Annotated in this window: 15 protein-coding genes; 9 read left to right on the forward strand and 6 right to left on the reverse strand. The window is 52.8% G+C overall.

Annotation, left to right across the window (positions count from 1 at the left end):
* Nucleotides 1–357: 357 nt before the first annotated feature.
* From HP566_RS16990 to sthA, 8 genes are all read left to right on the forward strand, one after another.
* Nucleotides 358–1,707, forward strand: a complete 1,350-nt coding sequence (locus HP566_RS16990; RefSeq protein ID WP_249978508.1) for a Na(+)-translocating NADH-quinone reductase subunit A — start codon at nt 358–360, stop codon at nt 1,705–1,707.
* Nucleotides 1,707–2,933, forward strand: a complete 1,227-nt coding sequence (locus HP566_RS16995; RefSeq protein ID WP_249978509.1) for an NADH:ubiquinone reductase (Na(+)-transporting) subunit B — start codon at nt 1,707–1,709, stop codon at nt 2,931–2,933. Before HP566_RS16990 ends, HP566_RS16995 begins: the two co-directional genes overlap by 1 nt.
* Nucleotides 2,933–3,751 (forward strand): Na(+)-translocating NADH-quinone reductase subunit C, encoded by an 819-nt coding sequence (locus HP566_RS17000; protein ID WP_249978510.1) that lies wholly within the window; start codon nt 2,933–2,935, stop codon nt 3,749–3,751. Before HP566_RS16995 ends, HP566_RS17000 begins: the two co-directional genes overlap by 1 nt.
* A 2-nt stretch (nt 3,752–3,753) precedes the next feature.
* A complete protein-coding gene (locus HP566_RS17005; protein WP_249978511.1) occupies nt 3,754–4,422 on the forward strand; it encodes an NADH:ubiquinone reductase (Na(+)-transporting) subunit D in 669 nt (222 codons plus the stop codon).
* A 1-nt stretch (nt 4,423) separates the two neighbouring features.
* Nucleotides 4,424–5,041, forward strand: a complete 618-nt coding sequence (gene nqrE / locus HP566_RS17010; RefSeq protein ID WP_188640288.1) for an NADH:ubiquinone reductase (Na(+)-transporting) subunit E — start codon at nt 4,424–4,426, stop codon at nt 5,039–5,041.
* A 68-nt stretch (nt 5,042–5,109) separates the two neighbouring features.
* Nucleotides 5,110–6,342 carry an NADH:ubiquinone reductase (Na(+)-transporting) subunit F gene (gene nqrF / locus HP566_RS17015; RefSeq protein WP_249978512.1) on the forward strand — a complete coding sequence of 411 codons (1,233 nt, stop codon included), beginning with the start codon at nt 5,110–5,112 and terminating at the stop codon, nt 6,340–6,342.
* 262 nt (nt 6,343–6,604) lie between these two features.
* Nucleotides 6,605–6,859: a (Na+)-NQR maturation NqrM gene (nqrM, locus tag HP566_RS17020; RefSeq protein ID WP_249978513.1), complete on the forward strand. Its 255-nt coding sequence runs from the start codon at nt 6,605–6,607 to the stop codon at nt 6,857–6,859.
* A gap of 90 nt (nt 6,860–6,949) precedes the next feature.
* Nucleotides 6,950–8,341, forward strand: a complete 1,392-nt coding sequence (gene sthA / locus HP566_RS17025; RefSeq protein ID WP_249978514.1) for a Si-specific NAD(P)(+) transhydrogenase — start codon at nt 6,950–6,952, stop codon at nt 8,339–8,341.
* 49 nt (nt 8,342–8,390) lie between these two features.
* Here the strand turns inward: sthA and HP566_RS17030 are convergent, their stop codons facing one another.
* From HP566_RS17030 to leuS, 5 genes are all read right to left on the reverse strand, one after another.
* Nucleotides 8,391–9,329: a PA2778 family cysteine peptidase gene (locus HP566_RS17030; RefSeq protein WP_249978515.1), complete on the reverse strand. Its 939-nt coding sequence runs from the start codon at nt 9,327–9,329 to the stop codon at nt 8,391–8,393.
* Nucleotides 9,330–9,339: 10 nt separating this feature from the next.
* Complete coding sequence (locus HP566_RS17035) at nt 9,340–9,738, reverse strand: PA2779 family protein (protein ID WP_249978516.1); 399 nt, start codon at nt 9,736–9,738, stop codon at nt 9,340–9,342.
* Between the two features lie 99 nt (nt 9,739–9,837).
* Nucleotides 9,838–10,905, reverse strand: coding sequence for a DNA polymerase III subunit delta (holA, locus tag HP566_RS17040; protein ID WP_249978517.1), 1,068 nt, complete (start codon nt 10,903–10,905; stop codon nt 9,838–9,840).
* Nucleotides 10,902–11,414 carry an LPS assembly lipoprotein LptE gene (lptE, locus tag HP566_RS17045; protein ID WP_249978518.1) on the reverse strand — a complete coding sequence of 171 codons (513 nt, stop codon included), beginning with the start codon at nt 11,412–11,414 and terminating at the stop codon, nt 10,902–10,904. Before lptE ends, holA begins: the two co-directional genes overlap by 4 nt.
* Complete coding sequence (leuS, locus tag HP566_RS17050; protein WP_249978519.1) at nt 11,411–13,996, reverse strand: leucine--tRNA ligase; 2,586 nt, start codon at nt 13,994–13,996, stop codon at nt 11,411–11,413. Before leuS ends, lptE begins: the two co-directional genes overlap by 4 nt.
* 163 nt (nt 13,997–14,159) lie before the next feature.
* Between leuS and HP566_RS17055 the strand changes: the two genes are divergently transcribed.
* Complete coding sequence (locus HP566_RS17055) at nt 14,160–14,678, forward strand: zinc ribbon-containing protein (RefSeq protein ID WP_249978520.1); 519 nt, start codon at nt 14,160–14,162, stop codon at nt 14,676–14,678.
* 4 nt (nt 14,679–14,682) lie between these two features.
* Here HP566_RS17055 and HP566_RS17060 read toward each other — a convergent pair whose 3' ends face one another.
* Nucleotides 14,683–15,996 carry a hypothetical protein gene (locus HP566_RS17060; RefSeq protein WP_249978521.1) on the reverse strand — a complete coding sequence of 438 codons (1,314 nt, stop codon included), beginning with the start codon at nt 15,994–15,996 and terminating at the stop codon, nt 14,683–14,685.
* Nucleotides 15,997–16,768 lie beyond the last annotated feature (772 nt).

Consider the following 16,768-nt stretch of genomic DNA (forward strand, 5'->3'; position numbering starts at 1 on the left):
TGCAATTTCTGAAACTGCCGCGCCAAGCCAGTTAAAGGAAGATGTCTCACAGAAAGGGCTAATTTAGTGCTTTTCAGCCATTGTTGAGATTTTGCTACTGCCAACGCCACCTTCGGGTGGCGTTTTTTGTACCAGAATCCAATACCCTCTAAACGGATATAGCACTTTTGGAGGCTCTCAGGGATGTGGTCATTGGCCGCGCTTATCTTTATAATGCGGTAGATTTTTCGGGGTGGTTCAAGCGCGCTTGGGCCTGACTGGTAACAATCTGAACAGCAAAACAAGAATTCACTGAACAGAAAATAAGCATTCGAACCCCTTACCTTCGTATATCCGATCCATCAACTGGGCGAGACTATGATCGAAGTCAAAAAAGGCCTGGATCTCCCCATCACGGGAGCGCCCGAGCAGCGTATTGAAGATGCGCGGCCTGTGCGCCATGTGGCAATCCTGGGCACCGACTACGTTGGCATGAAACCGACGATGGCAGTTCAGGAAGGGGATAAGGTCAAACTGGGCCAATTGCTCTTCACCGACAAGAAGATTGACGGCGTGCGTTTTACAGCGCCTGCCGGTGGTGAAGTGGTAGCAATCAACCGTGGCGAAAAACGCCGTTTGCTGTCTGTGGTTATTAAAGTCGATGAAAATGAAGAAGCGATGACATTCGCTTCTCATGATCGTGGGGCTTTAGGGCAGTTGGATCGTCAGACCGTGGTCGACCAACTGGTTGAGTCAGGACTCTGGACTGCCTTGCGCACCCGTCCTTTCTCACGTACGCCAGCACTCGACAGCAGACCTACTGATATCTTTGTCACTGCGGTGGATACGCATCCACTAAGTGCTGATCCTGCCTTAATTATTAACGACAATGCCCAGGCATTTGAAGACGGCCTCAAGGTGCTAACCCACCTGACCGAGGGCAACGTTTTTCTTTGCACGGGTGCTAACGCCTCTATCCCCGGTAGTGATGTTAGCGGTGTGAAAACAGAAAGTTTTGCTGGGCCACATCCAGCAGGTCTCGTGGGTACCCACATCCATTATCTTTCTCCCGTCGCACTGCATAAATCAGTGTGGCATATCGGCTATCAGGACGTAATCGCGTTCGGTAAGCTGTTCGTGGAAGGTAAGCTGGATATGAGCCGTATTATTGCGGTAGGTGGCCCGCGTGCAGAGAATCCCCGCTTGTTGCGTACCCGTGTGGGTGCCAGCATCGATGAACTCTTTGCAGGTGAGGTTATCAAACCGGAAGACACCCGCGTGATTTCAGGTTCTGTGTTCTCAGGCTTTGCTGCTGAGGGCAAGCTGACCTATCTGGGGCGTTTTCATAATCAGGTGAGCATGCTGGAAGAAGGCAATAAGCGCGCCTTTCTGGGGTGGTTGTCTCTGGGCACCAACCGTCATTCAGTACTCGGCATTTACCTGTCTAAATTTAAAGGCTTGAGCAATTATGCACCTACCACATCGACCAATGGCTCTGAGCGTGCCATGGTGCCGATCGGTGCCTATGAAGCAGTTATGCCTTTGGATGTAATGCCAACTCAGCTGCTGCGTTCGCTGATCGTGGGCGACATTGAAGTTGCCATGCAACTTGGGTGTCTTGAGTTAGACGAAGAGGATCTGGCGCTTTGCACGTACGTTTGCCCAGGCAAGTACGAGTACGGCCCCATCCTGCGTGACAATCTCACCATGATCGAGAAAGAGGCCTGATGATGGGTATTCGACAAACACTCGATAATCTCGAGCCGCATTTCCATAAAGGTGGTAAGTACGAGAAGTTCTATCCGCTCTATGAGGCGGTGGATACCATTTTCTACTCTCCACCCAGTGTTGCGAAAACCACTGCTCATGTGCGCGATGGTATTGACCTTAAGCGCATCATGATCACCGTGTGGATATGTACTTTCCCGGCGATGCTATTCGGTATATGGAACGCCGGCTGGCAGACCAACACGGCGATTGACGCTGGCTACGCGTCGCTGGACGGTTGGCGCGAAGCGATTATGATGACGTTGGCTTCCGGGCACGATCCCGGCAGCCTATGGGCCAACTTCGTGCTGGGCGCCACCTACTTCCTTCCCATTTACCTCGTTACCTTTGCGGTAGGCGGTTTCTGGGAAGTGCTGTTTGCGATCAAACGCGGCCACGAAGTGAATGAAGGGTTCTTCGTAACATCCGTGCTGTTTGCACTGATCCTGCCGGCAACGATTCCGCTTTGGCAGGTTGCCCTGGGTATCACCTTCGGTGTGGTTATCGGTAAAGAGATCTTTGGCGGTACGGGTAAAAACTTCCTGAACCCCGCGCTTACCGGTCGTGCGTTCCTGTATTTTGCTTATCCGGCGCAAATTTCCGGTGATGCAGTATGGGTTGCCGCTGATGGCTATACGGGCGCCACTGCGCTTTCCGTAGCTTTCCAGGATGGCATGACGACACTCACTAACACCCTTAGCTGGTGGGATGCATTCCTGGGCTTTATGCCAGGTTCGGTCGGTGAAGTGTCGGCGCTCGCGATCTTTGTCGGTGGTGCTGTATTACTATGGACGGGTATTGCCTCGTGGCGCATCATGCTGGGTGTGTTCCTGGGTATGGTGGTGACCAGTACACTGTTCAACCTGATTGGCTCTGATACCAACCCGATGTTTGCCATGCCGTGGTACTGGCACCTTGTGATTGGTGGCTTCGCATTTGGTATGGTATTCATGGCAACGGATCCGGTGTCTGCTTCCATGACCAACCATGGTCGTTTGGTATTTGGTGCGTTGATCGGTGTGATGACCGTGCTGATCCGTGTGGTAAACCCGGCATTCCCGGAAGGCATCATGCTGGCCATTCTGTTTGCCAACCTGTTTGCACCACTGATTGACCATTTCTTCGTCCAGGCCAATATCAAACGCCGCATCAAGCGTACTGGCGTACCGGCCGAGGAGACTGCCTAATGGCACAAGGTAACAACTCCATCAAGAAAGTCCTGATCGTAGCGTTTTCGCTGTGTATCGTGTGCTCGGTGATTGTATCAACAGCGGCCGTTGCACTGCGTCCTGCGCAGCAGCTTAATCAGGAGCTTGACCGTAAAACCAACATCCTTAACGTAGCGGGTCTTTACGAGCCGGGAATGGATGTGGAAGAGGCGTTCCGTGAGCAGATTACTGCCCGTGTCGTTGAGCTTGAAACCGGTGAATACACCGATGAGTTCGATGCCGATACCTTTGAAGGGTTTGAAGCAGCACGTGACCCGGCTACAGGGCGTACGCTTTCCGGTCAGGATGATATCGCTGGTCTTTCCAGGGTCGAACAATATGCTGCTGTATATTTAGTGGGAGATCCTGAAAGCCCTGATCAAATTGTTTTACCCATTCGTGGCCAGGGCCTCTGGGGCCGTATGATGGGCTTCCTGTCGGTTGAAGGTGACGGTAACACTATTGTTAGTATTACCTACTATGACCACAGTGAAACTCCTGGCCTTGGGGCTGAGGTAAACAACCCCCGTTGGCAGGCCCAGTGGGAAGGCAAAGAGATCTTTGAGGAAGACGGTGATTTAGTCCCTGCCATTCGCGTTGTTAAGGGCAGCGGTAGCGGTGAGCACCAGGTCGATGGTCTTTCGGGTGCTACCCTGACGGCTAACGGTGTAAACAATATGCTGCATTTCTGGTTGAGTCCGTTCGGTTTTGGTGAGTATCTCGCCAAGTTCCGCAGTGGTATTGATCAGGAAGATGTCCAGGACGCCGATGTCGAACTCGAAGCGGAAGGAGCCTGATCATGGCGGATGTTAATGCAAAAAATGTCTTAGTAGCGCCAATTTTTAAGAACAACCCCATTGCACTGCAAATCCTGGGGATCTGTTCTGCACTGGCGGTGACTACCAGCATGAGCGTTTCGCTGGTGATGTCGCTGGCGGTAATTTTCGTTACGGCGTTTTCGAACCTGTTTGTATCGTTAATCCGTAACCATATTCCGTCCTCAATTCGTATCATCGTTCAGATGACGATCATTGCGTCACTGGTAATCGTGGTTGACCAGATCCTCAAAGCCTATGCTTATGAAATGTCCAAGCAGCTGTCGGTTTTCGTTGGTCTGATTATCACCAACTGTATCGTAATGGGGCGTGCGGAAGGCTTCGCCATGTCCAACACGCCGGGCATGTCGTTTATTGACGGTATCGGTAACGGCCTTGGTTATGGTGCCGTGCTGATGGTAGTCGGCTTCTTCCGTGAGCTGTTGGGTGCCGGTAGCATCTTTGGTTTCACTATCCTGCCCACAGTGCAGAATGGTGGCTGGTACGTGCCTAACGGCCTGCTGCTTCTGCCACCTTCAGCCTTTTTCATTATCGGTCTGTTGATCTGGGTGTTGCGTTCGTTCAGCCCCGAGCAGATAGAAGATAACGAGTTCAAGATGAAGGAAAACACCAAGCCGAAGGAGGCCGTGTAACATGGAACACTATCTAAGCCTTTTCGTTGCTTCGGTTTTTGTTGAGAACCTGGCCTTAGCCTTCTTCCTGGGGATGTGTACGTTCCTGGCCGTATCCAAGAAGGTCTCTGCTGCATTTGGTCTTGGTATTGCGGTTATTGTTGTACTGACGATTTCAGTACCGGTTAATAACCTGGTATTCAACCTTCTGCTGGCAGAAGGTGCGCTGACCTGGACTGGGATTAGCGGTGCTGAAAATATCGATCTCTCTTTCCTGGGGCTGCTGAGCTACATTGGTGTTATTGCCGCGCTTGTACAAATCCTTGAGATGTTTCTGGATAAGTATGTGCCCGCACTGTACAACGCACTGGGCGTATTCCTGCCGTTGATTACCGTGAACTGCGCCATTCTTGGTGGTGTACTGTTTATGGTTGAGCGGAACTACAACTTCGGAGAGTCCGTCATCTATGGTTTCGGCTCTGGTGTTGGTTGGGCGTTGGCTATCACCGCGCTGGCAGGTATTCGTGAAAAACTGAAGTACAGCGACGTTCCCGGTGGCTTACAAGGGTTGGGCATCACGTTTATCACCGTTGGCTTAATGTCCTTGGGCTTTATGTCCTTTTCTGGCATTCAGCTCTAATAGGGGCCGGTTTTCTCGGCAGCCAAGGCTGCCGAGGTACACAAAACCTTCAGCAATAGGAAACCGACATGGTTGATACATCTGTCATCTTGCTCGGTGTTGTCATGTTCACGGTCATCGTTATCAGCTTAACGGCGATCATTCTGGCAGCGCGTAGCAAGCTAGTGAGTAGCGGGGACGTGACCATCGAAGTCAACGGTGACCCCGAGCACACCTTGACAACTCAGGCCGGCGGCAAGCTTCTGAATACTCTGGCGGCCAATGGAATTTTTCTATCTTCCGCCTGCGGTGGTGGTGGCTCATGTGCTCAGTGCAAGTGCCGGGTAGAAGAGGGCGGCGGTTCAATCCTGCCGACCGAAGAGTCGCACTTCACCATGCGTGAAAAGAAAGAGGGCTGGCGTCTCTCTTGTCAGGTACCTGTCAAGCAGGATATGAAAGTTGAAGTGCCTGAAGAAGTCTTTGGGGTGAAGAAGTGGGAATGCGAAGTTATTGCCAACCCCAATGTTGCCACCTTTATCAAAGAACTGAATCTGAAGTTGCCGGAAGGTGAAGAGGTTGCCTTCCGTGCAGGTGGCTATGTTCAGTTGGTCGCCCCGCAGTATGACATCAAGTTCTCTGACTTCGACATCGAAGAAGAGTACCGTGGTGATTGGGAAAAATTTGATCTGTTCAAAATTTCCCATAAGAATAACGAGGAAGTTATCCGCGCCTACTCCATGGCGAACTACCCGGATGAAAAAGGTATCCTCAAGTTCAATATCCGTATTGCGACGCCGCCTCCGGGTACCAGTCATCCTCCGGGCCTTATGTCTACCTACGTTTTCAGCCTGAAGCCGGGTGACAAGGTAACGGTGATGGGGCCGTTTGGTGAATTCTTTGCCAAAGATACCGATGCTGAAATGGTCTTTATCGGTGGCGGTGCGGGTATGGCGCCGATGCGTAGCCATATCTTCGATCAGCTTAAACGTTTGAAATCTGACCGTAAAATCTCTTTCTGGTATGGCGCGCGCTCCTGGCGTGAAACCTTCTATAATGAAGAGTACGACCGACTGGCAGAGGAGTTCCCGAACTTCCAGTGGCATCTGGCGCTGTCAGATCCGCAGCCGGAAGACAACTGGGAAGGGCCGACAGGCTTCATCCACAATGTACTGTATGAAAACTATCTGAAGGATCATCCGGCGCCTGAAGATTGTGAGTACTACATGTGTGGACCGCCCATGATGAATGCTTCTGTTATCAAGCTGTTGCTTGATATGGGGGTTGAGCCTGAAAATATTCTGCTGGATGACTTTGGCGGTTAATGTTTCGTTAGTATCAGTTGCCTTTGGGCATAAGTGGGGCTGGCCTTTGGCCAGCCCCGTTTGTATTGGTTGTTTGAAAAAATGCTATCTGCCTGATCATTTTGAAGTGTCTGAGGTACAATGGTGCTCATAAAGAGTAGCGAGTGGTTAAGACAGCATACACAGACAAGCTGCCCGCCATTCAAACATCTTAGTCTTAGGGCACTTATCGACATGACCGTTGTCGGCAGGTGAGGCAGTTAATGCAATGCTGGGAGGTAACATGGCAATTTGGCTACTGGTATTTGGATTTATGGCACTGATTATGGGGGCCATGGCCGTTGGTGTGCTAATGGGGAGGAAGCCAATTGCAGGCTCCTGCGGTGGGCTTAACCAAATCGGCATGAAAGATGGCTGCGATATCTGCGGTGGCAAAGATGAAGTTTGCGAAGAGGAAAATCGTAAGCGTGGTAGCCAGCGTCGGCGCAGTGATGAAAGTCGCGGTGCAGACCTGGGGTATAACGCAACGCGCCGCTAGTCGCCTGTATAATGCTCAGCAATATATCACCATAAGCGCTCGCTAACACAGCGGGCGTTTATGTAATGAGAACAAGGAGATCCAAACTGTATGGCGGTTCACAATTACGATGTCGTGGTAATAGGTACTGGCCCCGCAGGGGAAAGCGCTGCCATTAACGCTGCCAAGCATGGCATGCGTGTGGCGATTATAGAGAAGCAGACCCAGGTGGGCGGTAATTGTACCCACTGGGGCACGATTCCTTCGAAAGCGCTACGCCATCAGGTTAAGCAGATCATGGCGTTCAATACCAACCGTATGTTTCGCGATATTGGTGAACCACGCTGGTTCTCTTTTCCCAAGGTGATGGAACGCTCCCGCGGCACTATCGATAAGCAGGTGGAAATGCGTACCACGTTTTATGCGCGTAATCGCATCGACCTGTTTCACGGCGTTGCCCGTTTTAAAGATGAACATACCGTAGTTGTGCGGGACCGACAGGAAGGTATGGAAGAGTTGGTGGCTAAAAAGATCGTGATTGCGACTGGTTCCCGTCCTTATCGACCGGCGAATATTAACTTCCGCCATCCGCGCATTTACTGCTCCGATACGATTTTGAGTCTCTCCCATACGCCGCGTACGCTAATCATCTTTGGTGCAGGGGTGATTGGGTGTGAGTATGCCTCCATTTTTTCAGGGCTGGGTGTGAAGGTTGACCTTATCAATAACCGGGACAGCCTGCTTTCCTTCCTTGATGATGAGATTAGTGACGCGCTCTCTTATCACTTACGCAAGCATGGTGTACTGATTCGCCATAACGAAGAGTATGCCAGTGTTGAGGGCGATGAGTCTGGTGTGGTGCTGCATCTGAAATCGGGTAAGAAAATCCGGGCCGATGCCTTTTTATGGGCGAATGGACGCACTGGCAACACCGATAGCCTGGGGCTTGAGAATATAGGCCTGGAGGCAAATGGCCGGGGACAGCTGAGTGTTGATGAACATTATCGTACGGCTATTCCGCATATTTATGCGGCTGGCGATGTGATTGGTTGGCCAAGTCTTGCCAGTGCCGCCTATGACCAGGGGCTTAACTCGTGTAACGAACTGCTGGAGAGGGAGTACCGTTTTGTTAGTGATGTTCCCACCGGTATTTATACCATTCCCGAAATCAGCTCCTTTGGTCCCAATGAGCGGGAGTTGACCGAGGCTAAAGTCCCCTATGAAGTGGGAAAGGCGTTCTTCAAAGATACGGCAAGGGCACAGATTACCGGCGATACGGTAGGGATGCTAAAAATACTCTTCCATCAGGACACACTGGAGATTCTGGGGATCCATTGCTTTGGTGATCAGGCTTCTGAAATTTTGCATATCGGCCAGGCAATCATGCAACAGAGAGGAGAGGCAAATACCCTTAAGTATTTCGTTAATACGACCTTTAACTACCCCACTATGGCGGAAGCCTACCGCGTTGCCGCCCAGAACGGCTTAAACCGGGTTTTCTAAGATAATGTCATTGTGGGAGCTCTTCCTTTGAGCTCTCACACTAGGGGAGTTATATATTATCCAGTAACTGCTGTGCCCGTGGCTGCCACTCACCTTCAATGGCGGCTGCCTGGGTAAGGGCCAGACGAGCCTCCGTCTGCTCATTCTGTTGTAGTAGCAAAATACCTAAATTCAGCCATGCTGCCCCCATTGCCGGGTTAAGTTCAGCCGCCTGCCTAAAGGCAGTCTGTGCAGCTTCAGGTTGCCCATCGGCATACAGGGCATTGCCCATTGCAAATTGTGCCATGGCGTTTTCGGGGAAGCGTTTAGCCAGTGCCTGCCAGCTTGAAAGTGTTGCCTGTGGACCGTGGAGTTCTTCATATGCGCTGATGGCTTCCAGAGCGTTGTGTGCGCTAACGCCTTGGGGCAGTGTGCCTGGCGCCGCCACGACAAACCCCCAGCGTTGTGTACGTGCCCAGGTGGCATCAAAACGGCTGAAAGACATGGTATGGCGTTCAATTTCTCCGCTACGCAAAATAAGCGTTTCGTTAGGTAAGTCGAAGCCGATGGCAACGGCATAGTGCCACATAGGGAAAGCTGGTAGCGCAAGGTTTTGCATCACCACCACCGGCTCACCTGACGCTAAATGACCAAGCAGGGCATCCATGGTTCCCCGAATGGGAATCGCCAACTGCCCATAGCGGCGAACCGTCGCCAGCATTTCGGGCTGAACGCTACCGTCACGCCCAGGCAAAAAGACCTGGGGAATTAAGTCATCAACGCTGGCATCGACCTCTTGGTAATTCAGCACCATAGCGAGAGTGGCAGGGCCGCACTGGTATTCCGTCTGGGCGTGAAAGGGGACATGGCTCAGCTCAATCTGCGGCGCAAGCTTTTCCCTCGTGCTCTCCAAAAGTACCGGGCTGCGAGCGCAGGCAGAGAGCAATACAACCAGCAAAAAAATGCCCGCAAAGCGGGCATTACGGGCATGAGTGGACAACGTCTTCATAGTGATCAGATTAGCGTGTGAATGGATAAACGTTGGTCAGGCCGAGAATATCGGTAATCAGCAAGATGATGAAGACGGCAAACAGCACACCAATCGCGCCAGCACCAGCAGGTAACTGCTCCAGTTGCTCCGCCATTTGCTGGGCTTCGGCGTCACTCAGTGCCGCAACGCGAGCCTCAACTTCGTCCAGGTCAACACCCTGCTGTAATAGTTGTTCCTGCACATCAGCACGGGCCAGAATTTCGTTAATGCGCTCTCGGTCGGCACCAGCACGGTCACCTGCTAAAACGGATTGCGTAGAAACCAGATCCATGGATTGTGGTGCAACAGGAGCCGCAGCCACGGGGAGGCTGGTAATGACAAGCGCTACAATCAAGAGGGTCGAGAGGTAAGCACGCAAAGTTTTCATCGTCTTCTTCCTTAGACTAGTCGGGAAACAGGCTTTTTATGGCTTGAATCAATAGTATAGAAATAAAAGGCAAAGGTTTTAAGACCAATGCGAAAAGTGCTAATTATTTGCACTAATGCGGTAGGTCCAGGGGGTCTCTGCCAGAATCCCTTTTGCACCTGCCATTGTCATGGCCAGGTCATTCAACCCGGGCCATAAGGGCACTGCGGAGGCTCCTTTGACTGCCAGGTCCAGGCGTTGCGCCATTAACAGTAACTTGTGCAGGCGCTTCATGGACAAACGATGGATAGCCTTCTGGTAGGCCGGGCGGCGCTTATCGAAAATCATGGGTTTCTGGCTTTTGCAGGCGTGCTCAAAGCTCTGGCCCTGGTCGAGGTGTTGGTGCAGTGACAGCAAAGTGCGTAGCTCGCGGCTGAGTGCCCATAATACAATAGGCGCTTCAACCCCTTCGCTACGCAGCCCGTTAATAATCCTGGAAGCCCGGCTTGGCTCGCCTTTAAGACAGGCATCCGCCAGATTAAAGACGTCAAAACGGGAGCTATCTTCCACGCCCTGGGCAATGCTCTCTACATTTAAGCGCATTCCCTGAGGATGGATAAGTGCCAGCTTCTGTAGCTCTTGTTCAGCGGCAAGCAGGTTACCCTCTGTGCGCTCGCCAAGCAGTCGGGCAGCTTCGAGGTCAATTTGCAAGCCATGCAGCGATGCACGATCACGAAGCCAGTAACCCAGTCGTGATATATCCACCGGCCATACAGGAACAAACAGCCCGTGTTTATCCAGGGATTTAAACCAGGCACTTTTTTGCTGTTTGGCATCCAGTTTGCCCATGCTGATTAATAGAATATCGTCGCTGCCTTCCATTAGCTCAGCATATTGGGCGAGGGCTTTGCTGCCTTCCTGGCCCAGTTTCTGGTTACCCAGGCGGAGTTCCAGCAACTTGCTTGAGGCGAACAGCGACAAATTGCTGGCGGTTTCTAATAGCCGTCCCCATGCAAAATTAGGTTCAACGTCGAGCACCTCCCGCTCTTCAACCCCGGCCTGCCTGACGGCTGCTCGTACGGCATCGCAGGCATCCCGGTGTTGTAGCGGCTCGTCGCCAGCCACAATCACCGCTTTGGGCAGTTTTTTGGCTAAAGCGGCGGGTAGCTGGTCGGCAAATACCTTCACTGCAATGCCTCAAGGTTGGCTAACCGTTCAATAATGCGTTGGGAGAGCTGCTGCGTTAATGTGCGTTCCGCTTCATTAAAGAGTGACTCGCGGTTGAGTAGGTCGTCATCGCTTACCCTGATGCGGGTACTGCTTGAGAGGGTGGCATTGTTGAGTGCGTAGGCATTCGTGGCACGCTCCTGCACTGAGAGCGTTGTGCTCATGGTCAGCTCGTGCTCACGACTGGCGCGGCCTTCCCCGCCAATACGCCGCTCCTGGACCGAAGGGGTACCCAAGGTTAACCGCCAGGGGGCACCGGCGCTCACATCAGTGCCCAGTTGTTGCAGACGATTACGCAACTGTTGAGCCAACGGGCTATTGTCATTGCCCTCTATCGACATCGGCGGCAGTTGGGGCATCGACTCTGTGCCGCGTAGCCGAAAACCGCAGCCGCCCAGCAGCACCGCCGCAGAGGCGGCGATGCTGGTAGCTAAAAAACGTCGGCGTGTTAGTGGGGTAGGCTGTTTCATCCGCTCACCACGATGTTTACCAGCTTACCTGGCACCACAATCACCTTACGCACGGTTTTGCCTTCCAGATGACGCTGAACGTTCTCGTTTTCCATCGCGAGGGTCTCGATGGCTGCTTTGTCTGCACTGGCCGGGGCTTCCAGGCGGGCACGTAGCTTACCGTTTACCTGCACAACCAGTTCAATACTGTCACGGGCAAGTGCAGCTTCATCGACGTTAGGCCACTGGGCTTCAATAGCCGGTGTGGAGTGGCCCAATTGCTGCCATAGGCTATGACACAGGTGTGGTGTAATCGGCGCCAGCAGCAGTACGCAGGCTTCCAGGGCTTCGCGGCTAACGGCCAAACCAAGCCTGGACGTATCGTCAAATTTGCCAATAGCGTTGGAAAGCTCCATTACCGCTGCAATCGCGGTATTAAAGGTGGTACGACGACCAATATCATCGCTGGCTTTTTTAATGGTTTCATGGGTTTTGCGACGAAGCGCTTTTTGCTCATCATTAAGCGCATCCACTGCCAGTTCACCCGGTGTGCCTGCGCCGATATGCTCGGTGACCTGACGCCAAATACGTTTCAGGAAGCGATGAGCCCCCTCAACGCCGGAATCTGACCATTCAAGTGACTGCTCCGGTGGTGCTGCAAACATCATAAACAGGCGTACGGTATCGGCCCCGAACTTGTCGATCATCGACTGTGGGTCAACGCCGTTGTTCTTCGATTTGGACATTTTCTCAATGCCACCCATTTCCACCGGTTGGCCATCGCTTATCAGTAGGGCGCTGAGTGGACGTCCTTTGTCATCCCGCTGGACTTCAACGTCCGCCGGGTTGAACCACTGCTTGCCGCCATTCTCGGTAGTGCGGTAGAACGTTTCCGCAATCACCATGCCCTGGGTGAGCAGTTGCTGGAACGGCTCATCGGAATCCACCAAGCCAAAATCACGCATCAGTTTGTGGAAGAAGCGGGCGTAAAGCAGGTGAAGAATGGCGTGCTCAATACCACCAATGTACAAGTCCACCGGCAGCCAGTAATTGGCACGCTCGTCCAGCATGGCGTCGTGGTTGTCGGCGCAGCAGAAGCGGGCGAAATACCAGGAAGACTCCATAAAGGTGTCGAAGGTGTCGGTCTCCCGTACCCAGCCATCACCCAATTCAGAAAACTCAGGCATTTTCTTTAGCGGCGAGCCGGAGGCATCCACGGTGACTTCCATCGGAAGTGCTACCGGCAGTTCATCGTCTGAAAGCGGTACGGTCTGGCCTTCAGGGCCATACTTCACCGGAATGGGAGCGCCCCAATAGCGTTGGCGTGCCACACCCCAGTCACGTAGGCGGAAGTTGGTTTTAACCTCGCCACGGCCAAGTTCGGTCAGTTTAGCGGCTATTGCATCGAATGCCCGTTCGAAATCCAAACCATCGAACTCGCCGGAATGAATCAGGCTGCCGTGCTCTGTGTAAGCCCCTTCCGAGATATCAGGCGTTTTGCCGTTCTCATCGGCTACCACTGGTTTGAGTTCAACGCCATACTTATTGGCAAACTCCCAGTCGCGCTGGTCATGGGCGGGAACCGCCATAACCGCACCGGTACCGAATTCCATCAGTACAAAGTTGGCGACAAATACCGGTACTTCATCACCCGTCAGCGGATGCACCGCCTTGTGCCCGGTGGGCATGCCCAGTTTCTCTTTGGTGGCCATTTCTGCTTCCGAGGTGCCACCTTTGGCGCACTCTTCACAGAAGGCAGCCAACACACTATTGTGCTCAGCGGCCTGTTTGGCGAGAGGGTGGCCTGCTGCCACCGCAACATAGGTAACGCCCATCAGTGTATCCGGACGGGTGGTGTATACCGCCAGCGGTTCGCAGTTGCTGCCGTCTTCTGCCCTGATATCAAAACTCAACTCAACGCCACGGGATTTACCAATCCAGTTGCGTTGCATGGTTTTTACCTGCTCAGGCCACTCCACCTTATCCAGATCGGCCAGTAACTCATCGGCATAGTCAGTGATCTTCAAGAACCACAGAGGAATCTCTTTACGCTCAACCGGTGCGCCAGAGCGCCATCCGCAGCCATCAATGACCTGTTCGTTCGCCAAGACTGTCTGGTCAACCGGGTCCCAGTTCACCGTGGACATCTTTTTATATACCAGGCCCTTTTCCACCAGCTTGGTGAAAAACCACTGTTCCCAACGATAATAGCTGGTATCGCAGGTGGCGAACTCTCGGCTCCAGTCGTAAGCGAAGCCGAGCGCCTTCAACTGATTACGCATGTAATCAATGTTTTGGTAGGTCCACTTGGCGGGGGGAACCTGATTTTGAATAGCAGCGTTTTCCGCCGGCATACCGAAGGCATCCCAGCCCATGGGCTGCATGACATTTTTACCCTGCATACGCTGGAAGCGAGACACAACGTCGCCGATCGTGTAGTTACGCACGTGCCCCATATGCAGCTTGCCGCTGGGGTAGGGGAACATGGAAAGACAGTAAAATTTTTCGCGATTCGCGTCTTCCACTGCTTTAAAGCACTGATGTTTGTCCCAGTACTGCTGAGCATCACGTTCGATTTCACAAGGGCTGTAGTGTGCGTCCATCGGTTATTTTCAATGCCTTGGCGTAATTCGCCCAAAAAGGGCGCAAAGTGAATGTTAGATGACGACTGTCAGATAAGTAGTGTCGATTGTATCCTATGCAGGTGTATCCTTGAACGGTTAGCCGCTGATAGGTACATACTGGGTCGACAAAAGGAGAGGTACCATGGAACAACATGACGATCATCGTTTGCGTGAAGGCTATGAGCGCCTGCTGGAACGGATGAAGGATGGCGCTAACGAGCTAACCTGGGAAAACCTACAAAAGGATTTGGACGACGCTGTTGCTTTCGAGGAGGAGCTGGAAGAGTACACGAAAGATGAACTGGCACTGCTACGTGCCTGGGTAGAGCGCGATTTAAAGGATATGCGTTACTACATGGCGGATACCGGTAAGCAGGTGGCCAGCTGGCTGGGTATTGATCTGGATGGGTTGTCGAGGCGGGTGGCAGAGTCATTGCTCTCCATTGCTGACCGTACCATTGTGGAACGTGAGCGCTTCGAAGATGATTTGGAAGCGGCCCGCGCTGACTATTGTGAAGGCGAACTGGCGGCACCCGGCCTGATGGCCTGCGTGCACTGTGATGCCCAGGTAATGCTCAATAACGTGGCACGGATAGAACCTTGCCATCAATGTGGGCATCGCTACTTTTACCGCTTCCCGGCTAAAATCATCGAAACCTGATTGACTAAGTGACCAAGACACTAATGCCTGCGATCGCGCCTAGTGAAAGCAGGCTCATGATAGCCGCATACAACAGGTTGTCTTTCATCATCCGGTAGCCGCTTACCCCGTATCGCCCTTGTAGCGACAGGTTGATACCGGAAAGCGGCCCTACGCTGGTCCCCACCGCCCATGCACTCAGTGCTACAAAGGCAAACAGTGTTTGCTCGCCACCTTGCAGATTAAGGATGGAAGCCAGTACGGAAACACCGATAATCGGGTGTAAACCCACCAGGGCACTTAGCGCGATTGCCATAAAGCTTGCCATTGCCTGATAGGTGCCAAAGCGGGCAAACAGTGTCCAGCCGTCGCCAGCAGCGGCGGCAACCAGCGTTGAAAGGCCAATGGTTAACAGTCCCGCAGCTAAAAACAGTGAAATCTCCCCGCGCATGCCGGGTAACCGGGTAATGGTATGTTGACGTATCCGGAGTAAGGTAAAGCGCGGCCCTTCGCGTAAGTTGCTCAGTACCGCCATGCCAGGTATCAGGAAGGTAATAATGCTGACAATCGTAAGTGAAGGAGTAAGCCAAAAATGAAACAGCATCACCAGTGCTGCCATTCCCACCGGCATGAGCAGGCTGCGTGGGGCAAGGGAAAAACCATCCACTTCCGTTAAATCAAATCGCCGCCTTAACTCCAGAGTGGTCAATAAGCCCGATAGCATGGCGAGGGGAAAGCCCACCAGGGCAATCTGGCCGTACTCTACTCCCGGCACCAGAGCGATGACGACAGCCATAGAAGCAAAGAAGGGCGACCACAGAGCCGCGCTGGATAGCCCACGGTTGAGCGCCAATAACTGGGGAGTGGTTAGAGGTGCGCGCCTTGCCAGTCGGTCGCCCACCATCAATACCGTCGACAGGTTCAAAATGGTGCCCAGGAAATGCACTCCCAGCCAGGTACGCAGTACACCGCTAGCACCGGTAAGTCGCCTGCCCGGTGCACGTTTATTGCCCTGTTGTCCAATCAGTGAAATAAAGCTAACGCCTACCAGCATGGTGGCTACAAACACATTACCCTGAAGCATGGCGGGCCAATTCACCTCCGCGCCATAAAGCGCCCTCGCCACCACGAGCATCAGCACACCCAAAGCGGTTAATACACCAGCCTGAAGGCGAGAGCGGCGGGGGATATCACGCCACAATAAGGCGACGGCTACCCATAGCAAATAACTGACTGCCTGCGCCGTTGGCGCCGCCCCGGTAAAGCCCGCTATCTGTGTTAACAGCCCCAGCAGAATCAATACGCCTGCCAAACGCTGCCGCGTTATTGTCTCTCGCATCTCAAACCCTTGGTGGTGTATTAGCAGGCTAATCGGATTTGCAGAGGAAGGCTAGTTCAATATGGGAAGGGCGCTTTAGCGCGTGACGATTGAGCCGTTAAAGCCAGCGGTGTTGCTGAAATGTAAGGAAGCAACCTTGTAACGCGTGGTAACGAAGTTGCGAGGGACGAGTAATAAGGCACCCGCGGATGCACCGCGCAGCGGTGCCATGATGCAAGCTAAGCACCTAATCTAATCAAAGAGTGGATGCGGCTCAAACCGAGTGAGAGAGCACTTCACCCTGCATGTAAGTCCCACTAATTGGCCAAATTTTCGCTTAATACGTGACCGAAGCATAATTTATCAATTAATTATGATTAATAAATGGCAGGTTGAGTAGCAATTAACCAGAGACGGTCGCAAGTGGTGCGTTTTAAAAAGCTGGGAATTGCCGAGAGTATCTCCGAAGTTCGCCGACCAGAAAGACAAATATGGTAAACGCCACCAGAGCCAACCGGACAAAGGCTGGCGAGAGACGACACCCGCCAGCACGTTTCATGTTGATCCAGTAGCGCTAACGTGTCTCTGCCCATCCGGCGAAACGCTGTCCTATCGCGGGCAGCGAGAAACCGACACCGGCAAAATCCGGGTGCACTAAGAAGGGCGCATGTGTTATGTCTACTTCTCAAGCTGAATGCCATCACCCTCTACGATAATAGTGGCTACCGGCTTCTCTAGCGCTCGACCTGGCAGGTCTTTTAAACGCCTGTCGTGTGGATCGTGACCCCGTTCT

Origin of the sequence: Vreelandella olivaria, assembly GCF_023507745.1 — a bacterium.
Classification (GTDB): Bacteria; Pseudomonadota; Gammaproteobacteria; order Pseudomonadales; family Halomonadaceae; genus Vreelandella; species Vreelandella olivaria_A.

What these genes read in the sequence shown, in the direction of transcription:
- HP566_RS16990 (WP_249978508.1), top strand. Translation starts at nt 358, where the DNA reads ATGATCGAAGTCAAAAAAGGCCTGGATCTCCCCATCACGGGAGCGCCC.
- HP566_RS16995 (WP_249978509.1), top strand. Translation starts at nt 1,707, where the DNA reads ATGATGGGTATTCGACAAACACTCGATAATCTCGAGCCGCATTTCCAT.
- HP566_RS17000 (WP_249978510.1), top strand. Translation starts at nt 2,933, where the DNA reads ATGGCACAAGGTAACAACTCCATCAAGAAAGTCCTGATCGTAGCGTTT.
- HP566_RS17005 (WP_249978511.1), top strand. Translation starts at nt 3,754, where the DNA reads ATGGCGGATGTTAATGCAAAAAATGTCTTAGTAGCGCCAATTTTTAAG.
- nqrE (WP_188640288.1), top strand. Translation starts at nt 4,424, where the DNA reads ATGGAACACTATCTAAGCCTTTTCGTTGCTTCGGTTTTTGTTGAGAAC.
- nqrF (WP_249978512.1), top strand. Translation starts at nt 5,110, where the DNA reads ATGGTTGATACATCTGTCATCTTGCTCGGTGTTGTCATGTTCACGGTC.
- nqrM (WP_249978513.1), top strand. Translation starts at nt 6,605, where the DNA reads ATGGCAATTTGGCTACTGGTATTTGGATTTATGGCACTGATTATGGGG.
- sthA (WP_249978514.1), top strand. Translation starts at nt 6,950, where the DNA reads ATGGCGGTTCACAATTACGATGTCGTGGTAATAGGTACTGGCCCCGCA.
- HP566_RS17030 (WP_249978515.1), bottom strand. Translation starts at nt 9,329, where the DNA reads ATGAAGACGTTGTCCACTCATGCCCGTAATGCCCGCTTTGCGGGCATT.
- HP566_RS17035 (WP_249978516.1), bottom strand. Translation starts at nt 9,738, where the DNA reads ATGAAAACTTTGCGTGCTTACCTCTCGACCCTCTTGATTGTAGCGCTT.
- lptE (WP_249978518.1), bottom strand. Translation starts at nt 11,414, where the DNA reads ATGAAACAGCCTACCCCACTAACACGCCGACGTTTTTTAGCTACCAGC.
- leuS (WP_249978519.1), bottom strand. Translation starts at nt 13,996, where the DNA reads ATGGACGCACACTACAGCCCTTGTGAAATCGAACGTGATGCTCAGCAG.
- HP566_RS17055 (WP_249978520.1), top strand. Translation starts at nt 14,160, where the DNA reads ATGGAACAACATGACGATCATCGTTTGCGTGAAGGCTATGAGCGCCTG.
- HP566_RS17060 (WP_249978521.1), bottom strand. Translation starts at nt 15,996, where the DNA reads ATGCGAGAGACAATAACGCGGCAGCGTTTGGCAGGCGTATTGATTCTG.